Genomic DNA, 18,094 nt, shown 5'->3' on the forward strand with positions numbered 1-18,094 from the left:
TTTGAATTGGCGTTTGGGGATTGATACACCACTTTTGCGCCTGCTTCTAACTTGTTTTTAATATCATTAAATTCTTTAATACCTTTTGAAATACCTATAAAGTCTTCGTTCTTATCTATGCTAACATTTACAAAGTAATCATTATCTTGTATATGTTTAACAAGAAAAAGCGAATTTTCGCTATCTTTTAAGGCAAGATCTGGTTCTTCTAAAACTTGCTTAATTTGTGGTATAAATTCTTCTCTACCTTGTGAAACTAGCTTATAAAGTGAACCTACTTGTATTTTAATATCTTTTTGAATGGCTGCTTTTAGCTCGTCTTTAAGCTGTGGCATGAATTCATCACTTAAATTGATTAAATCAAAAGTTTTTAGCCACTGTTCTTGTGTGGCTGTGTCTAAAATATGTTTTTTACCTTTTTTATCTTTAAAGATAAAATCACCATTTTCTAAAAGCTCTACAAAATCGCCGCGTTCTTTTAAAGCTTCAGTTTCGATTATATAATCTCGTTTATTTTCCATACTTTTAGGTTGTACGCCGCTTGGTACTTGTTTTGTTTTCATAGCTTCTTCAAAAAGTTTATCACTTTCTAATTCTTGTTCTTCTTTTGTAGCTAAATTTTGTTTTTGTTTTTCTTTTTTTAATCTTTCACTCTCTTTTAAAGCCTTTTGATAATCCTTTTTATTGGCCCCGTAATATAAGGCATTAAAAGCATTGTTTTTATCATTATTTTTAAAAATATCAATACTTTTATTTACTAATTCTTCATCACTTTGCTTTAATAAAGCCTCATTTTCCTTCTTTATACTTTCAAAACTTTCATTAAATTCTTTTATAATTTCTTTTGTTTTGTTGTTGAATTTACCTTGTTTAAGGCTGTTTTGTAGGGTGTTTCTAAAATCATCTACACTTATGGCTCGTTTTAAAGCGTGGCTTATGTGATATCTTAAAGCCGCGCCTTGCACTTTTTCATTCCACGCAGTCGCAAAAGGCACTTTTCCCATCAAGCGGATGACATTTTCCCATAAAGCCTTTACGATGGCCATCTGAGCTTTACCTTGTAAGCTTGTAGCTATGCTTGCTCCCTCTTTTTGTGTTAAAGACTGCTTAAAGGCTTTTGCTATCTCGGCATCTTGGTTAAAAAGCTTGTTAAAGCCTTGTGTTAATTCTAAAAACTCTTTCGCTTCTTTACTTTCAAAAGATCCGCTTACTTTTGAAAGTTCATTTAAAAAGGCTTTACTATCAAAGACACTTAAATTTAAAGTTTTGTTTTCAATTAAGGATTTTTCAAAAACTCTATTGAGTAAATTCATCTCTAAAATAGCCTTATCTTCTTCATTTAAATTCTTTTTAAGCCTTACTATATTTGAAAGATCCCCATCGCCCTGTCCTTTTGCGAATTTAAGTAAATTGTCAACTATTTTTAGTGAAGTTTTTATCAAATTTTATTAAAGTTGATAAGAAAGAAGTTTGTTAACTTTAATGGAGTTATTGATAATTTGCGAAGAATAAATTAAAAAATTCAAGCTTGTTTGAATTTTTCAATCTTCATTTTAGCATCTTTAAAAAAAGATCTAAATTTTGGGGTCTAAATTTTTTGTGTAAAAGAAGGTAAAAAGGATCAAGTTTGCCTAAATTCAAATGCCCTCAAAGCTAAGACTTGAAGAGATTTTCTAGGCTCTTTAAGCCCTCATCTGTGCTAAGTTTAGCCTTTTCTCCAAGCTCTTTAAGCTCTATTTCATAGCCTGTTAGCATAGAAGCAAGTCTAATATTTATCCCGCTTTTGCCTATTGCCTTGCTTTTTTGCTCACTAGCAAGGGTGATGATAGCCTTTTGATCCTCTATTTTAATGGAGCTTATTATAGCAGGAGCAAGGGCTCTGGTAAGTAGCAGGGCTATTTCATCGCTGTGTTCTATGCAGTCAATATTTTCATTGTGAAGCTCCTTGCTTACAGCATTTATGCGAACTCCTTTTTGTCCCACAGTTGCACCGATGGCATCTACATTGACACTATTTGATTTAAGCACTATTTTAGCCCTTTCTCCTGGGATCCTAGCACTCATTTTAACCTCTACTAATTTATCCTTAATCTCAGGCACCTCAGCCTCAAGCAAGGCTTCTAAGAATTTAGGGCTGGTTCTTGAAAGTTCTATTCTGATGCCGTTTTTATCTGTATAAATGCGGCGAATGACAGCCTTTACCACATCGCCAACCTTGAATTTCTCGCCCTTTATGCGGTTTTTGCGAGGCAAGAAGGCACGAAGCTCGTCTATTTCTATGAAGGTATTATCCTCGCTATCTACTCTTACAACAGAGCCAAAGACTATTTGTCCCATCATATTTTGATACTTTTGAAAAATAGTTTCTTCAAGTAGCTTTTGGATATTGTATTCAAGCTCTTTATGCAAGGTATTTACAGCGGTTCTTCCTAAATTTTCAAGCTCTACCTCGTAGGTTAGCTCATCTCCTATTTCTACATTTTCTGATTGTTTTTGAGCCTTGCTAAGTGCTATAAAATGCTCATTTTTATCGCTTAATCTCTCATCATCATCAGAAACTATGAGAATTTTTTGAAAAAGTTGCAAGCTCTTAGGCTCGACAAAAAACTCATACTCCTCACCGTAAATACTCTTAGCAGTATTTATAAGTGCCTTGCTGACCTTATCCTTAACAGCTTCAAGCTCTAAATTTTTTTCATTAGCAATTGACTCTATGATGTCTGTTATTTTTTCCATATCAAAGCCTTTTTGGGATTTCTTGTTTGAGAAGATTTAAGATTATAGCAAATTTTGCTTTTAACTAAGCTTAATTAAATGTAAATTTTGATATAATTGCAAGTTTAAACCTAAAAGGATAAAAAATGGATTTTAAACTAGCAAGAAGCTTATTGCAAGAAGCTCCAAAAACAATAAGCCTTAAAAAGATAGAAGAAGCCGTGGATAAAGAAGCTCAAAGCTTTTTTTATTTTGACAAGGAAAACACACACAAACAAATACTCTCCCTCGTGCAAGGCTTTGAAAAAAAGGGACGAAGCGTGTATCACCGCGTGATTAAATACTCACTTGATCAGGATGATTATATGTATGAGGTGCATATACTTTGAGTAAGAAGCTCTTTATACAAACCCTTGGATGCAATATGAATGTAAGAGATAGCGAGCATATCATAGCTGAGCTATCTCAAAAAGAGGATTATGCCTTAACTACCGAGCCTAGCGAGGCGGATCTTATCTTAATTAACACCTGCTCTGTAAGAGAAAAGCCCGTGCATAAGCTTTTTAGCGAGATAGGAGGCTTTGAGAGGATTAAAAAAAGAGGAGCAAAGATCGGAGTGTGTGGGTGCACGGCTTCTCATTTAGGAGCTGAGATCTTCAAAAGGGCTCCAACCGTTGACTTCGTCCTTGGTGCTAGAAATGTCTCTAAGATCACTCAGGCTGTAAAAACCCCTAAATTTATAGGCACTGATATAAATTATGATGAGAGTGATTTTGCCTTTGCGGATTTTAGAAATAGCATTTACAAAAGCTTTATTAACATTATGATAGGTTGCGATAAGCACTGCACCTACTGCATAGTCCCACACACAAGGGGTGATGAGCTTTCAATACCCTTTCATCTTATTTACAATGAAGCCGTCAAAGCAAGTGAAAAAGGAGCAAAAGAGCTTTTCTTGCTAGGACAAAATGTGAATAATTATGGCAAGAGATTTTCCAAAACACACGAAAAAATGGACTTTTCAGATCTCTTGATTCGTTTAAGCGAGATCAAAGGAGTTGAAAGAATTCGCTTTCAAAGTCCTCATCCCTTGCACGCTGATGATAAATTCTTAGAGGTTTTTACTCAAAATCCTAAAATTTGCAAGTGTTTGCATTTGCCCTTGCAAAGTGGCTCAAATGCTATTTTAAAGGCTATGAAAAGAGGATATAGCAGACAGTGGTATTTAAACAGAGCCTTAAAGCTAAGAAAAATGTGTGAAAATGTCAGCATATCAACAGACATCATAGTGGCCTTTCCTGGCGAGAGTGAGGAGGATTTTAAGGACACCTTGGAGGTGGTAAATGAGATCAGATTTGAGCAAATTTTTTCTTTCAAATACTCACCAAGACCCCTAACAGTAGCTGCTACTATGCCTAATCAAATCCCTAGCGAGCTAGCTTCGCACCGTTTAAGCACCCTGCAAGCAAGGCATAATGAAATTTTAGACGAGATAGTAGCAAGGCAAAGGTTTCAAGAGGTTGAGGTTTTGTTTGAGGAATTAAGAGAAAATCAAAATGTAGCAGGAAGGAGCAATAATAATTTTTTGGTACAAACAAAGGGAAGCGAGGAGATGCTTGGGAAAATTCAAAAAGTAAGGATCACAAATCCTCGCAGGATGGTTCTTTACGGCGAGCTTGTGTGAATTTTTGTGAATTTTAAATTTAATGAAGGCCACCTTGTCAAAAAGCGTGAATTTTGTCATACTAGACACAGCAAAGCATTTCAAAGCAAGGTTTTTTTTGGAAAACAAGGCTTATTTAGAAAAAGTTTTTTTGACAAAACAAGGCTTTTTACGAGCTTTTGTTGGCAAAATGACAAGTTTAATAAATCAAAGCATTTTTACAAAAAAGCATTAATAAGGATGAGTGAATTTTTTAGAAGAAGCCTTAATGAAGAAAGCTGAATTTTTTAGAATTTGAATTTTTTAAAATTTTAGTGAAGTAGCCTAAATTTTTTAGAATTTGCGTTTAAATTCAAGCACTTAAATTTGGCGTATTTTGTCATTTAGTCTATGAATTTATGCAAAGAAATGATAAAAATGCCCTGTCATTCTTGCTATAAAACTCTTTGTTTTGATTGAAATTTAATTAAAATTGGGCTGTGAATTTTAAACAAATAATTCTTTTGCAAGAAGGTGTTGATTTTCTAACATAAGCTTGTTGAATTGATCTTTTTGAAATCTATTAAATTGATCCTTTTGAAAAAGCCAAAAAGTTCTTTTAGTTTCGCTTAATATACAAGGCTAAACAGTTTTTTATAAAAGATCCTAAAAAGCAAACAGAATTTAAGATTAAAAAATTTGCCAATTTTAAGACAGTCAAGCCTTTAAATTCAAGGACGAAAAAGTAAAAATTCACACAAGGTTAAAGGCATTTTTAAAAAAAATTTAAGGCAAAAATTCAAGCCTTTTTAAATTTAAAAAGCTTTTAAATAAATTCAAGGGCATTTTTAAACAAAGATTAAAGCAAAAATTCAACAAAGATGAAATTCAAAGGCAAAAAATGACAAAATTTAAGGCATTTTCCAAAAAACCAGCTGTTATAAAGATGGCAGCTCGTTTGCTTTGGCTTTTACAGTGGCTCATTTTTTTAAGCTGTAAAAAAAGCTATTTTGGAGAGGCCTTATTAAACCGTCCTTGTGTTTTACTCTTTTTTCACGGCAAACTTGCCCTAATGCCCTTTATTTTTAGACGGTTTTGGAAGGGCAAAAAAAGAGCCTTTGTGATGATATCTCAGCACGAAGATGGGGAGCTAATCACTCAAAACATAGAAAATTTTGGCATTGACACAGTTAGAGGAAGCACCTTTAAAGAAGCTACAACAGCCCTTCGTCAAGCCTTTCGTGTGATAGATAGTGGAGAGGATCTAGCAATTACACCTGATGGTCCAAGGGGTCCTTATCAATCAATTTCTGATGGCTCTGTTTTAATAGCACAAAAGAAAAAGGTCCCCATCTTGCTTTTAAATTACGAGGCTAGTAGCTTTTGGGAATTTAAAAGCTGGGATAAAATGATTTTGCCAAAGCCCTTTTGTCATATCAAATACCGCATCAGTAAGCCACTTTTCTTAGAAAATTTAGAGAAAAACGAGGCAAAGGAAAAAATCAAAGAAAATTTTGCTATTATTTCAAATATGGACAGTTTCAAAAAGGAAAGATAGTGTTTTCTTTAAGAGAATATATGCTTCAGGTTTTAATTTGTGTGCTTTTTGAGGACAAAGAATATATAGTTCATGTTTTTGATATGAAGGGCGGGGTTGTCAAAAAAACACATCAAAAAAGCTTTGAGGATAAAAAAAAGCTTTTAGCTTATATAGATGAGCTTAGCTTAGAGCATCAGCTTTATTATATTTGTCTTTTTTTAGAAAGTGCCAATCAAGGCCTAATTCCCACAAATAACAAAGAAAAACTAGCAAAATTTGATCTAGATACCAAAGCAGTTCAAACCCTCAGTTTAAGCAATGCCCAAATTTACAGCTCAAAAGAAGAAATAGCAGCATATAAAGAGCTTTTTAGAGCTTGTGGGAGGCTTGATCTGATCTATTCTCCCTTTGCCTTGCTTTATTACTGCATAAGCACTAAGATCAAGCATCCCAAAAAGGCACAAAACCTACCCATAAGCCTTTATATATACAAACATAATGCCTACATAGCCCTTATAATTTGCGAGGGACAAAAGATTCTTTTTGGCTCTTTTACTAACCTAAACGCAAGCAATGAAAGCCCTCCTAGCGAAGCAGAAGAAAACAAAGAGGTAGAAAGCAAGGAAGAAAAACCCCAAGAACTAGCTCAAGAACAAAACGGCGACACACAAACAGATGAAATAGAAGAAACTAATGTAGCCAAAGAACTAGATGAGCTTATAGATAAAAACACAGATGAGGTTAAGCAAGAAGAAAACAATGAGGTGGATCTTAGCACCTTTGGTTCTTATATGGATATGTGTATTTATCTTTTTTCAAACATAGAGGAGTTTTATAATAATCCTATCTATAATGGCAACTTCATAAGCGAGCTAATTATCTTTGATAATGACGAGATGAACGAGGCGGCTATGGATTACATAGAAGCTGAGATCTTTTTAAGACCTAGCATTATACAGGTGGATACCTTTGAGCTAATGAGAGAGCTTATGTGCTTGGAGCTTAAAATATGAGTTATAGCTTTATAAAGCCAAAGAAAAAGCCTATTTTAAACCTTGTTGCAAAGATTTGGATCCTGTTTTTCTTCCTTTGTGCTGGAATCATTTTTAGCGTTTATACCTTTGCTAGCACTAGACTTGCTATGATGAATGCCCAAATTGCCTTAAAACAGCAAGAGGCTATAAATTATCAAGCCAAGATCGTTGAGTATAACGAGCTTTTTGTTTTATTTACTCAAAGAAAGGATCTAGCCTTGCAGATTGTAGGTGAAAGGGGTAAAAATGATCTCATTGATGCATTAATAAAAAATATACTAACTAGCATCACCCAAACAAAAATTCAATTAGAGAGTATGTTTTTTAGCAAAAGCTCCTTAGAATTAAGAGGCATAACGCCCACAAAGGCTATGTTTTCCTTACACATACAAACCAAACTCAAAAGCATCTTTGATGAGACATATACGGCATTTTATCCCATTGAAGGTGGCAAATTTAAATTCATAAGCATAAGTAAAACTAATTACGAAGAGGCACAAAATGAACGATAGAAGCCTAGATAATATCAACCTCACCAAACTTCTAGTCTATGCCTTTTGCCTTTTGTGCTTGTGTGCTATTTTGATTGTATTTTTAATCATACCTGTTTTAAGGGATTATAAAAGAGCTACGGCTCAGCTTGAACATCAAAGAAATATAAATCTTGATCTTAGTCAAAAATTTCAAGCAGCAGAGAATAGGCTTAATGATTTACAATTTACAAACAAAGATATACTTTCAAGATTACACAGTGATTTCAATGCAAGTGATTTTTTAAGCTTTTTAGATACATATTTTAAAGATGCAAATTTAACCCTCTTGCCAACACAAAAAGATCTCAAATACCTCCACCAAGATCTAAACATCACAGGAGTGATTGAAAAACCCGCTAATTTTTATGATTTTGTAGATGCCTTGCAGAAATATAAAAACATCATAAAGCTAGAACTTCCAATGAATTTACAGTCAAGATCAGACGGCTTAATAGACATTGATTTTGCTGTAAAGATTTACTCCTCAAAGATGGAAGAGCCCAAAAGCGATCCTTAAAGTGCTTTAAAAATGCGTTTTGAATTTTTAGCTAAATTTAACTAAGTTTCAAGCCTTTTTTAAATTAAATTTAACAAAACCTTAAACCTTTTTTAAGCTAAATCTTGGCTAGATTTTAAGTCTTTTTTGAGCTAAATCTTAGCTAGCTTATCGTCAATTTGATGATATTAAGGGACACAAAGCTCTGAAAATGTTTATCTAAGAATTCACTTGAAAGATCTTTGAGATAAAATTGCTGTGAATTTTCAACTAGCTTGAATTTAAGGTGAATTTTTAGCTCTTTGATTTTTAAGAAACTGTTTAAAAACTGTTGTGTTTTGATCATATTATTTTTTGTTGATATTATTTTAAAAACTGTTGAATTTATCGCTTGAATTGATTAAATTCTTAAAAATGGCAAAACAACAAACAAAAATAAAAACAACATACAAAAAAGCAAACAAATTTTTTAGCTTATTGTCTAAAAATGGCAAAATATGATTAAATTCAAGGCTTTTTAGAAAGCTAAATTTATATTTGAGGTTTTATATGGAAGATTGGCAAAATATTTATTCTAAATTTGAGATCATAGCATTTACAGTCTTTGGTTTTAATGTATATTGGTATAGTCTAATGTATGTTAGTGCCTTGCTTTTGTCCTTATTTATAGCAAAATACTTCATCAAAAAAGATAAGATAGCCATAAGCACAGTTATGCTTGATAGCTATTTTTTCTGGGTTGAACTTGGGGTTATACTAGGAGCAAGGCTTGGATATATATTAATTTATGACACAAACACGGCTTATTATCTAAGTAATCCTTGGCAGATCTTTAATCCCTTTGATCTAAATGGCAACTTCGTAGGCATTAGAGGGCTTAGCTATCACGGAGCCGTTCTTGCCTTTTTTATAGCCACCCTACTCTTTTGCAAAAAATACAAGCAAAACATTTGGCTTTATCTTGATCTAGTAGCTCTAAGTGTGCCTCTTGCTTATACCTTTGGAAGAATTGGAAATTTCTTAAATCAAGAGCTCTTTGGTAGGACAACAGAGCTTCCTTGGGGAATTTTAGTAGAAGGAGTACTTCGCCATCCTTCTCAACTTTACGAAGCCTTTTTAGAAGGGCTAGTGGTGTTTTTAATCGTCTTTTTTGCAAGGAAGAAAAAAAGCTTTGAAGGGGAGCTTATATTAATTTATACTATGAGCTATTCTGTGGCTAGATTTGTGTGTGAATTTTTTAGAGAACCTGACAGCCAACTTGGCTTCATAGCCCTAAATTTAACCATGGGACAGGTGTTGAGTATAATTATGTTTTTAGTAACTTTAATCTTGTATTTTTATTTAAAATTAAGCAAAAAAAAATTATACTAAAGCTTTAATGCTCACTAAAAGAATTTAATCTTTGTTTAAAGTTAATTAACTATAATTATCTCAAAATCAAACAAAAGGAGTAGCGATGAGCCAACTTATCGAGGGTTTTTTAGGTAAAAGCATCGAGGGTAAAAAAAGCAAAATGCCAGCCAAGCTTGACTTTATCCAAAGTGCTACAGGGCTTTTCCTCGCACTGTTTATGTGGGTGCATATGTTTTTTGTATCCACTATCTTGGTGAGTGAGGAATTTTTTAATTCTGTTGTTCATATTTTGGAGCTTAAATTTGTCTATGACAATCCGATCATGAGCTATGTAACCTCATTCCTAGCAGCCTGTGTGCTAGTCATCTTTGTGGTACATGCAGGACTTGCGATGAGGAAATTTCCCATCAATTTTAGGCAGTATCAAATTCTAAGAACACACACAAAGATGATAAAACACGAAGACACCACGCTTTGGTGGGTTCAAGCCTTTACAGGTTTTATTATGTTCTTCTTTGGCTCAGCTCATCTTATATACATAATCACAAATTCGGACAAAATCAGCGGTGCTATGAGTGGAGAAAGGGTTGTAAATCACTTTATGTGGGCCTTTTATGTGGTTCTTTTAATCTGTGTTGAAATGCACGGAAGCATTGGACTTTACAGACTTTGCGTTAAGTGGGGCTGGTTTGAGGGCAAGGATGCAAGAACAAGCAGAAAGAAGCTAAAAGCCGCTAAGTGGATAATTAGTGTATTTTTCCTAGTTTTAGGGATTTTAAGCCTTGGTGCTTTCATAAAAATAGGGCTAGCAGCAGCCTAAGAACGGAGTAGAAAATGAATATACAATACAGCGATGCCTTAGTTATAGGAGGAGGACTAGCAGGTCTTAGAGCAGCAGTTGAGGTAGCAAGAAGCGGACAAAGCGTAACACTTTTAAGTATCTGTCCTGTGAAAAGATCTCACTCAGCAGCCGTTCAAGGTGGTATGCAAGCTAGCCTTGGAAATGGAGCAAAGGGCGAAGGAGACAATGAAGATATACATTTTGCAGACACAGTCAAAGGCTCTGATTGGGGCTGTGATCAAGAGGTGGCAAGGATGTTTGTCCAAACTGCACCAAAGGCTGTTAGAGAACTTGCCGCCTGGGGCGTTCCTTGGACCAGGGTTACAAAGGGACCAAGGACTGTTGTTATAAATGCACAAAAAACTACAATTGAAGAAAAAACAGAAGCCCACGGATTAATCAATGCAAGAGACTTTGGTGGTACAAAAAAGTGGAGAACCTGCTTTATAGCCGATGCCACAGGACATTGTATGCTTTATGGGGTGGCAAATGAAGCCATTAAACATCAAGTAAAGATCATTGATAGAATGGAAGCTGTTCGCATCATACACGATGGCAAAAAATGCCTAGGTGCCATAGCGAGGGATCTAACAAACGGCCAACTCATAGCCTATGTTGCAAGGGGAACTATGATAGCAACAGGAGGTTACGGAAGGGTTTATAAGCAAACCACAAACGCTGTCATCTGTGAGGGAACAGGTGCTGCCATAGCCCTTGAAACAGGACTTTGTAGATTATCAAATATGGAAGCAGTGCAGTTTCACCCAACTCCTATAGTGCCAAGTGGGATCTTGCTAACCGAGGGATGTCGTGGAGACGGCGGAATTTTAAGGGATGTAGATGGCTACCGCTTTATGCCAGATTATGAGCCTGAGAAAAAGGAGTTAGCTAGTCGTGATGTGGTATCTCGTAGGATGATGGAGCATATTAGAAGAGGCAAGGGGGTTAAAAGTCCTTATGGGGATCATTTGTGGCTTGATATTTCTATCTTAGGACGAGCTCACATAGAAAAGAATTTGCGCGATGTCCAAGATATTTGCAAGACCTTTAATGGCATAGATCCTGCTGATGAGGGACCCAAGGGCTGGGCTCCTGTTCTTCCTATGCAGCACTACTGTATGGGTGGAATTCGCACCAAGCCAACAGGAGAAAGTCAGTGGCTAGAAGGACTTTTTGCTTGTGGGGAGGCAGCTTGTTGGGATCTTCACGGCTTTAACCGCTTGGGTGGAAATTCTTGTGCTGAGACCGTTGTGGCTGGTATGATAGTTGGAGATTATTTTGCAAATTACTGTAAAAATAGCGGTGAGCTTATAAACACGGACATTGTCAAAAAATACCTCAAACAAGAATACGATTATCTAAAATCCCTAGTAAGCAAGGAAGGCAAAAACAGTGTCTTTGAGATTAAAACCAGAATGAAAGAGATTATGTGGGATAAGGTGGCTATTTTTAGAACAGGAGAGACCCTAAAAGAGGCTGTTGATGAGCTAGAAAGGCTTTATAAAGAATCCTTAAATGTCAAGGTTCATTGCAAAGAACTTGACTGTGCCAATCCTGAGCTTGAGGAAGCTTATAGAGTGCCTAGAATGCTCAAAGTTGCTCTTTGCGTAGCCAAGGGAGCACTTGATAGGACAGAAAGCAGAGGTGCTCATTATAGGGAGGATTATCCAAAGCGAGATGATGCAAACTGGATGAAGAGGACAAATACCTACTGGGTAGAGGGCGAGAGCTTGCCAAGGGTTGAGTATGATGATCTTGATATTATGAAGATGGAAATGCCCCCAGCCTTTAGAGGATATGGAGCAAAGGGCAATATCATAGAAAATCCACTTAGCGAAAAGCGTCAAAGCGAGGTTGATACCATAAGAGAAAGGATGGAAAAAGAAGGCAAGAATCGCCATGAAATTCAAGATGCCCTAATGCATTATGAGCTTCAAGAAAGATACAAAGCACCCAATCAAAGAATAGGAGTTGGTTATGAGTAGGAAATTAACAATCAAGGCATTTAAATACAATCCTCTTAGCAAGGTTTCAAAGCCCTATTTTGCAACCTATGAACTAGAAGAAGCACCCTTTATGACAATCTTTGTTTGTCTAACTCAGATTAGAGAAAAATTCGATGCTGATCTAAGCTTTGACTTTGTTTGTAGGGCTGGAATTTGCGGAAGCTGTGGGATGATGATAAATGGCACCCCAAAACTTGCTTGCAAGACCCTAACTAGCGATTATCCAGATGGGGTGATAGAGCTTATGCCCATGCCTGCATTTAGACACATTAAGGATCTAAGTGTCAATACAGGAGAGTGGTTTGAGGGTATGTGTAAGAGGGTTGAAAGCTGGATACACACAGACAAGGAAACAGACATTAGCAAGATCGAAGAAAGAATTGAGCCAGAGGTTGCCGAGGAGACCTTTGAGCTTGATAGATGCATTGAATGTGGGATCTGCCTTGCTAGCTGTGCCACCAAGCTAATGCGTCCAAATTTCATAGGTGCTACAGGGCTTTTAAGGACGGCTAGATACTTGCAAGATCCGCATGATCATAGGACTGTTGGGGATTTTTACGAGCTTGTAGGCGATGATGATGGAGCCTTTGGCTGTATGAGTTTGCTTGCTTGTGAGGATAATTGCCCTAAGAATTTGCCCTTGCAAAGCAAGATCGCCTATATGAGAAGAAAACTTGTCGCACAAAAAGATAGTTAAGGGTTCCCTTTTTGGGAACCTATGAGAGTTTTAATGCTTGAGTTTTTACAAAAAATTTGGAAAAATCATTTATTATACCAAGATTTAGACTCTAAGTTTAATGATCCAAAGCTACTTGATACAGCAGAATTAGCCATACTTTTAAGCACAAATGATCAAAACTACGAACGCTACTTACACCTAAATGACTTTATTAATATATTAAAAAAAGCTAGTTTAAGAACCAATCTTTTTAGCATCCAACTAGCTCAAATTCAAGCTATCAATGCTCTTAAAATGGGCTTTGTCTCCAAAAATGAGCTTTTAAAAGCCTTGAATTTACTCTCCAAACTTGGCACTCAAGAAACTACAATTAACTTTATAAAAAGTCTTGAACTTAATGAGCCTAACAAAAAGGGTGAGTTTTTTGCAAGCTATGATAAACTTAACGAGCTTAACGAGCGAATGCAAGCTTTGAGCGAGGATGAGGATCTCATACAAAGGCTTAAGGAAATTTTACAAAAATTCACACAGGAAAAATTTATAATCTCCATCACAGGCGTTATGAACTCAGGAAAATCAAGTGTGCTTAATGCCCTGCTTAAATCTCCTGTCTTAGGCATTTCTAACATACCTGAAACAGCAAATTTAACCCTCTTAAACTACGGACAAAGTAACACAGCAAGGCTTCATTTTTGGAGCCAAAAAGAATGGCAAGAGCTTGTAGATGGGGTTAAAAACGATGAAAAAATGAGCACTCAAATCAAGCAAATACAAGAACAAGAAGCCTTTGATGAATATATTTTACCAAAGCCCTTAATCAAAGAAATTCCAAGTCAAGATCTTAAAAAATTCAGCTCAGCTCAAAATTCACTATCCTTGCTCATTAAACAAATAGAACTTTACACAAAGCTTGATTTTTTAAGCTCAAACATCAGCATAGTTGATACCCCTGGGCTTGATGATGTCTTCATTCAAAGAGAGATGCTTACAAAGAATTTCATAAAAGAAAGCGATTTTTTGATTCACCTAATGAGTGCTAGTCAAAGTCTAAGCCAAAAGGATAGTGAATTTATCATATCTTGTTTGCTTGATTCAAGAATCACTAAGTTTTTAATCCTAATTAGCAAGGCTGATTTACTAAGTGAAAAGGAGTTAAATGAGGTAATATCCTACACTCAAAACACCCTAAAAAAGAGGCTAAAAGATAGTGGCTTTGATGAGAGCTTCATTGAAAAGATAGATTTTCTAACTGTAAGTGCTAAGAAGGCTAGTGATTTTTATGAAAAAAAAGAAGATGAAAAAAGTCTCAAAGAAAGCAAGATCTTAGAGCTTGAAAGCTATCTTTATAAGGAGCTTTTTTCAGGTCAAAAAAGCACTCTTATACTTGCTTCTTACAAAAAAGAACTGCTTTTAATCAATAAAGAATTAATAAGTAGATATGAAACCCAAAACCTAGCCCTTCAAGATCAAAGCAATAATCTAGGCGAGGAAAACGAAATCCTTTTAAGACAAAGTAAACAAGAAGAGGAGCTTTTAAAACAAGCCAAGGCTGATATAAATGATTTCATCTTTAAGCTCAAAGATGAGAATGTCTTAGCTACTAATACCTTGCAGCTTTTATCAAAAAAGCTCGAAGATAGGCTTTTTGATGAGCTAAAATACAGCCTTGAAAAAAAGATTAAGATAGATAAAATTCGCCTAGTTGCTATCTTTGATCGAAGCTTTAAGGATGAAACTGTTGATATTTTAAGGGAGTTAAACTATAAAGGAGCTAAGAAATTTGAGCTTTTAAAGGAAAATTTAGCCCTTAAATATGAATTCTTACAAGAGAATTTAGAAAATGATCTTGAAAATTTCAAAGAAAGGCTTTCTGAGAATTTAAGATTATTTTTTGATGATGAAAGATATGAGCTTTTAAAACTAGAACTTGGAGCAATCTTAGAAAGTAAGAATGAGCTTGAATTTTTAAGAGCTAAGATAAAAGAGCTTATGGATGCGTATTTTCAGCATTTTGATCTTAACGAACTTGCCAATAAACTTGATATAAATAAAGACTTTATGTCCTTTTTACAAGCTAAGCTAAAAAGATACGAAGAGCTACAAAAGGCTAGAATTTCAGATCTTAAAAAAATGCTTTCAAAGGGTGCGAATGAGGGTATAAATGCAAAAGAGCTTTTAGAAAAGAACTTAGAAAAAATAAACACCCTAAGATCCTTACAAGGAGCCTTACTAAATGCAACTTGAACTTTTACAAAATTTCATAAAAGCCTATGAAAGCACCTACAATCAACACTTTGATGAAAGTTTTAAGGGTAAAATTCAAGCCCTTGCCTTAAAACTAAATGAGCCCTTTATGCATTTAAATCAGCTCTTCATAGAGGAGCTAAACTCCATCATATCAAGCCTTGATAAGCCCATAAAAGTAGGCATCATAGGTCAGTTTTCAAGCGGTAAATCAAGCCTACTTAATCTCATCTTGCAAAGACCCTGCCTTCCAACAGGGGCTGTGCCTGTAACCTCCAAGCTTAGCTTTTTAAGATATGCGAAGAATTACTGCTTAAAGATTAGCTTCAAGGATGGAAGCGATGAGCTTGTCGATGTAGAGGAGCTTGAAAACTATGCAGATCAAAGAAAGGAAGGCAAGGAGGCAAAAAGTTTAAGCATTTATGCGCCCATAAATTTGCTACAAAAAATCACCCTCATTGATACTCCTGGCTTAAATGCCAACGATGAGGACAACGAAAGCACCTTCAAAGAACTTTTCAACACCCATTCCATCATCTGGCTTTCCTTGATAGATAATGCGGGCAAAAAAAGCGAAGAGGATGCCATAAAGGCAAATTTAAGGCTCTTAGAGGATAATCAAAGCATTTGCGTTTTAAATCAAAAGGACAAGCTTTCAAGCAAGGAGCTTGACAGGGTTGTAGAGTATGCAAGGACTGTTTTTGGAGGGTATTTTGACAAGCTTATAGCCATATCTTGCAAGGAGGCTGAAAGCAAGGAAAGCTATGAAAGATCAAATTTCAAGGCATTGCTTGATCATCTTCAAAACCTTGATGAAACAAGGCTTAAAAAGCTCTTTGTTAAAAGAAAGATCCTTCATCTTTGTAGCTTTTTAGAGGCTCAGTATGAATTTTTTGACGAGGTATTTGATAACTTAGAGGGTATTTTTAAGGATTTTTCAGCCTTTTTACAAGAAAATAACGAAACGATAGAACAAAAGATCATTATGCTCCAAGCTAAAATTCTAGGACACCTAAAAGCCGTTGCAGAAAAAATCTCAAAGGAGATATTAAATTCAGTTAGAAAAAAAGAGGCTCATTTTTACAAGCAAAGCAAGGGCTTTTTGCATAAGGGTTTGTTTGAAAGATATGATTATGAAGCACCCTTTATATCAAGCGATGATAGCTTTTTGGCTATGTTTTATCATAGCGATACTATGAATAAAGAGTTTAAAAAGATGAGGGGGGATATTGAGGGTGAGTTTAAGCTCATAAAAGAGAATTTGCATTTAATTTTTGAGCAGCTTGAAAAAAAGATCATGCTTTTCAAGGCTGAATTTTCAAACATACAAAAGGATGAAAGCTATCAAAGCGATCTTGATTATGCCTTACTTGCTAGCTTTTGCAGTGCTAGCGATGAGCTTTTTTTGAAGGACTTTAAGGAGCTTTTGGATAAAAATTTTTTAGATTTTGATCTCTTTTTTGAAAAGCTTAATCTCAAAGCCCTTGCAAATTATGAAAGTGCAACCAAACTAAGCCTTGGCTTTTTTAGTCAAAAGATTAATGAAAGCAGGATCTTTTATGAGCTTGATAGCTCTGAATTTACCCTTTATTATCCAAAGATCAATGAAATTTATGAGAGGGTTTTAACAGAGCTAAATGTCTATGAATTTGAGGCCTTGCTTGTGGATAAGCCCCTTATGCTTAAAGGCTATAAAAAATTTTTTGAGGATTTTAAAGAATTAATTTCAAAAAAACTTGCTATCATTATGGATCACAAAAAAGAAAATTCAAAGCGAAGAGCTTGGCTTTTGGATATTCAAAAAGGCATTAAGGGACTGTAATGAAAAAAAGCTTTATTATCTTGGCTATCTTGTTTAAATTTAGCCTCGCACTTTCCTTGAACGAAACAGTAGCACTTTACGAGGCAAAAAGATACGAGCTAGCCTTTCATAATTTTAATCTTTTATGTCAGCAAAACAGCGCCACAGCTTGCTTTTTTCTTGGGCTAATGTATGATCAAGCACAAGGGGTCAAGGAAAATGAAAGCGAGGCTTCAAGGCTTTATGAGCTAGCTTGCAAAAAGGGCATTTCAAGTGCTTGCTTTAATAATGCCTTGCTCTTTGATAAAAATGAGCTTACAGAAGAAGCAGATCTTAATTTTTACAAGGCTTGCCAGCTAAGACACATAGATGCTTGCAGGAATTTAGGATTAAGATATGAGGAGAGAAAGGAAGGAAGCACAGCTTTAAGCTTTTATGAAAAGGCTTGCAAATTCAAAGATGGCAGTTCTTGCTTTAAACTAGCAAAGCTTTATGAGGAGGGAAATCTTGTTCGTCAAAATGTCCAACTTGCCACTAGGACATACAGGACAAGTTGTGAGCTAAACTTCACCCTTGCTTGTCATCTTTTGGGTGAGCATTATGAGGGCAGCGACAATAGCCTAGCAAAGAGGTATTACGGAAGGGCTTGCGATAAGAGCTATGAACCAGCTTGCGAGGCTTATAAGAGGGTTAATCAAGCTCAGTGATTAAAGACTTTTTTACCAAGCTTTTAGAGCTAATTCAGCTAAAAGTATCAATCACCTTTTATAAAGCTCTTTTTTCAAAGATACTCTTTTTCAAGAAAGTATTGATTTTAGACAAAATGCCATAGGCTCAAGACAATTTAAGCGCTTGATTTCTTATCATTTTTAGCAAGATTTTATACAAATCTTGACCTTGAATTTTCGTCTTAATTGCGTTTCCTTTACATGAAGCATAAAATCTTCCTTTTTGCTTCCTTTAAATTTAGCTAAGCTATGTTTAGTAAAACCTCAGAAATTCACAATTGCATTTATGTGATTCTTAGCTAAACTCATTTTTTGAGTGTTTTACTCTAAATGTTCTTTAGCCCCTTCTACTACGCAGTTGCAAGTGAAACGAAGCAAAAAATCTACAAGTTAATCATAAGCTTTCCAAGTATCACTATAAATTATGCTAGATTCTAATTCTGCAAAGCCTGATAAAATTGGCAAAAGCTCGCTACTAGAAC

Annotated in this window: 13 protein-coding genes and 3 pseudogenes; 13 read left to right on the forward strand and 3 right to left on the reverse strand. The window is 35.3% G+C overall.

All coding sequences use genetic code 11. From position 1 onward, the window contains the following. Both DMC01_RS10170 and nusA read right to left on the reverse strand, forming a co-directional pair. Nucleotides 1–1,442 (reverse strand): annotated as a pseudogene (locus DMC01_RS10170) (hypothetical protein); the annotation flags it as partial. A 211-nt stretch (nt 1,443–1,653) separates the two neighbouring features. Next, complete coding sequence (gene nusA / locus DMC01_RS10175; RefSeq protein ID WP_142694115.1) at nt 1,654–2,736, reverse strand: transcription termination factor NusA; 1,083 nt, start codon at nt 2,734–2,736, stop codon at nt 1,654–1,656. Between the two features lie 125 nt (nt 2,737–2,861). Here nusA and DMC01_RS10180 point away from each other — a divergent pair, with 125 nt between their 5' ends. The 13 genes and pseudogenes from DMC01_RS10180 to DMC01_RS10240 all read left to right on the forward strand — a co-directional run bounded on the left by DMC01_RS10180 (nt 2,862) and on the right by DMC01_RS10240 (nt 17,591). Continuing rightward, a complete protein-coding gene (locus DMC01_RS10180; protein WP_142694116.1) occupies nt 2,862–3,104 on the forward strand; it encodes an HP0268 family nuclease in 243 nt (80 codons plus the stop codon). After that, entirely contained in the window at nt 3,101–4,399 is a 1,299-nt protein-coding gene (gene miaB, locus DMC01_RS10185; protein WP_142694117.1) for a tRNA (N6-isopentenyl adenosine(37)-C2)-methylthiotransferase MiaB, read from the forward strand. The genes DMC01_RS10180 and miaB overlap by 4 nt, the downstream gene beginning before the upstream one ends. 859 nt (nt 4,400–5,258) lie before the next feature. Further along, nucleotides 5,259–5,915 carry a lysophospholipid acyltransferase family protein gene (locus DMC01_RS10190; protein ID WP_427846119.1) on the forward strand — a complete coding sequence of 219 codons (657 nt, stop codon included), beginning with the start codon at nt 5,259–5,261 and terminating at the stop codon, nt 5,913–5,915. Further along, nucleotides 5,915–6,910 (forward strand): hypothetical protein, encoded by a 996-nt coding sequence (locus DMC01_RS10195; protein ID WP_142694118.1) that lies wholly within the window; start codon nt 5,915–5,917, stop codon nt 6,908–6,910. The genes DMC01_RS10190 and DMC01_RS10195 overlap by 1 nt, the downstream gene beginning before the upstream one ends. After that, nucleotides 6,907–7,443: a hypothetical protein gene (locus tag DMC01_RS10200; RefSeq protein ID WP_142694119.1), complete on the forward strand. Its 537-nt coding sequence runs from the start codon at nt 6,907–6,909 to the stop codon at nt 7,441–7,443. Before DMC01_RS10195 ends, DMC01_RS10200 begins: the two co-directional genes overlap by 4 nt. Then, nucleotides 7,433–7,981 (forward strand): hypothetical protein, encoded by a 549-nt coding sequence (locus tag DMC01_RS10205; protein ID WP_142694120.1) that lies wholly within the window; start codon nt 7,433–7,435, stop codon nt 7,979–7,981. Before DMC01_RS10200 ends, DMC01_RS10205 begins: the two co-directional genes overlap by 11 nt. 528 nt (nt 7,982–8,509) lie before the next feature. Then, nucleotides 8,510–9,331 (forward strand): prolipoprotein diacylglyceryl transferase, encoded by an 822-nt coding sequence (lgt, locus tag DMC01_RS10210; protein WP_142694121.1) that lies wholly within the window; start codon nt 8,510–8,512, stop codon nt 9,329–9,331. A gap of 85 nt (nt 9,332–9,416) precedes the next feature. Further along, nucleotides 9,417–10,118, forward strand: a pseudogene (locus DMC01_RS10215) (fumarate reductase cytochrome b subunit); the annotation flags it as partial. A 29-nt stretch (nt 10,119–10,147) separates the two neighbouring features. After that, complete coding sequence (locus DMC01_RS10220; protein ID WP_142694123.1) at nt 10,148–12,139, forward strand: fumarate reductase flavoprotein subunit; 1,992 nt, start codon at nt 10,148–10,150, stop codon at nt 12,137–12,139. Then, nucleotides 12,132–12,857: a fumarate reductase iron-sulfur subunit gene (locus tag DMC01_RS10225; RefSeq protein ID WP_142694124.1), complete on the forward strand. Its 726-nt coding sequence runs from the start codon at nt 12,132–12,134 to the stop codon at nt 12,855–12,857. Before DMC01_RS10220 ends, DMC01_RS10225 begins: the two co-directional genes overlap by 8 nt. A 21-nt stretch (nt 12,858–12,878) precedes the next feature. Continuing rightward, a complete protein-coding gene (locus tag DMC01_RS10230; RefSeq protein ID WP_142694125.1) occupies nt 12,879–15,083 on the forward strand; it encodes a dynamin family protein in 2,205 nt (734 codons plus the stop codon). Next, nucleotides 15,073–16,905 carry a dynamin family protein gene (locus DMC01_RS10235; RefSeq protein WP_142694126.1) on the forward strand — a complete coding sequence of 611 codons (1,833 nt, stop codon included), beginning with the start codon at nt 15,073–15,075 and terminating at the stop codon, nt 16,903–16,905. The genes DMC01_RS10230 and DMC01_RS10235 overlap by 11 nt, the downstream gene beginning before the upstream one ends. Further along, entirely contained in the window at nt 16,905–17,591 is a 687-nt protein-coding gene (locus tag DMC01_RS10240; protein WP_142694127.1) for a tetratricopeptide repeat protein, read from the forward strand. The genes DMC01_RS10235 and DMC01_RS10240 overlap by 1 nt, the downstream gene beginning before the upstream one ends. Nucleotides 17,592–17,718: 127 nt before the next feature. On the opposite strand, the pseudogene DMC01_RS15310 reads toward DMC01_RS10240, so the two are convergent. Further along, nucleotides 17,719–18,094 (reverse strand): annotated as a pseudogene (locus DMC01_RS15310) (IS1595 family transposase); the annotation flags it as partial.

Source organism: Campylobacter troglodytis, from assembly GCF_006864425.1.
Lineage (GTDB): Bacteria > Campylobacterota > Campylobacteria > Campylobacterales > Campylobacteraceae > Campylobacter_D > Campylobacter_D troglodytis.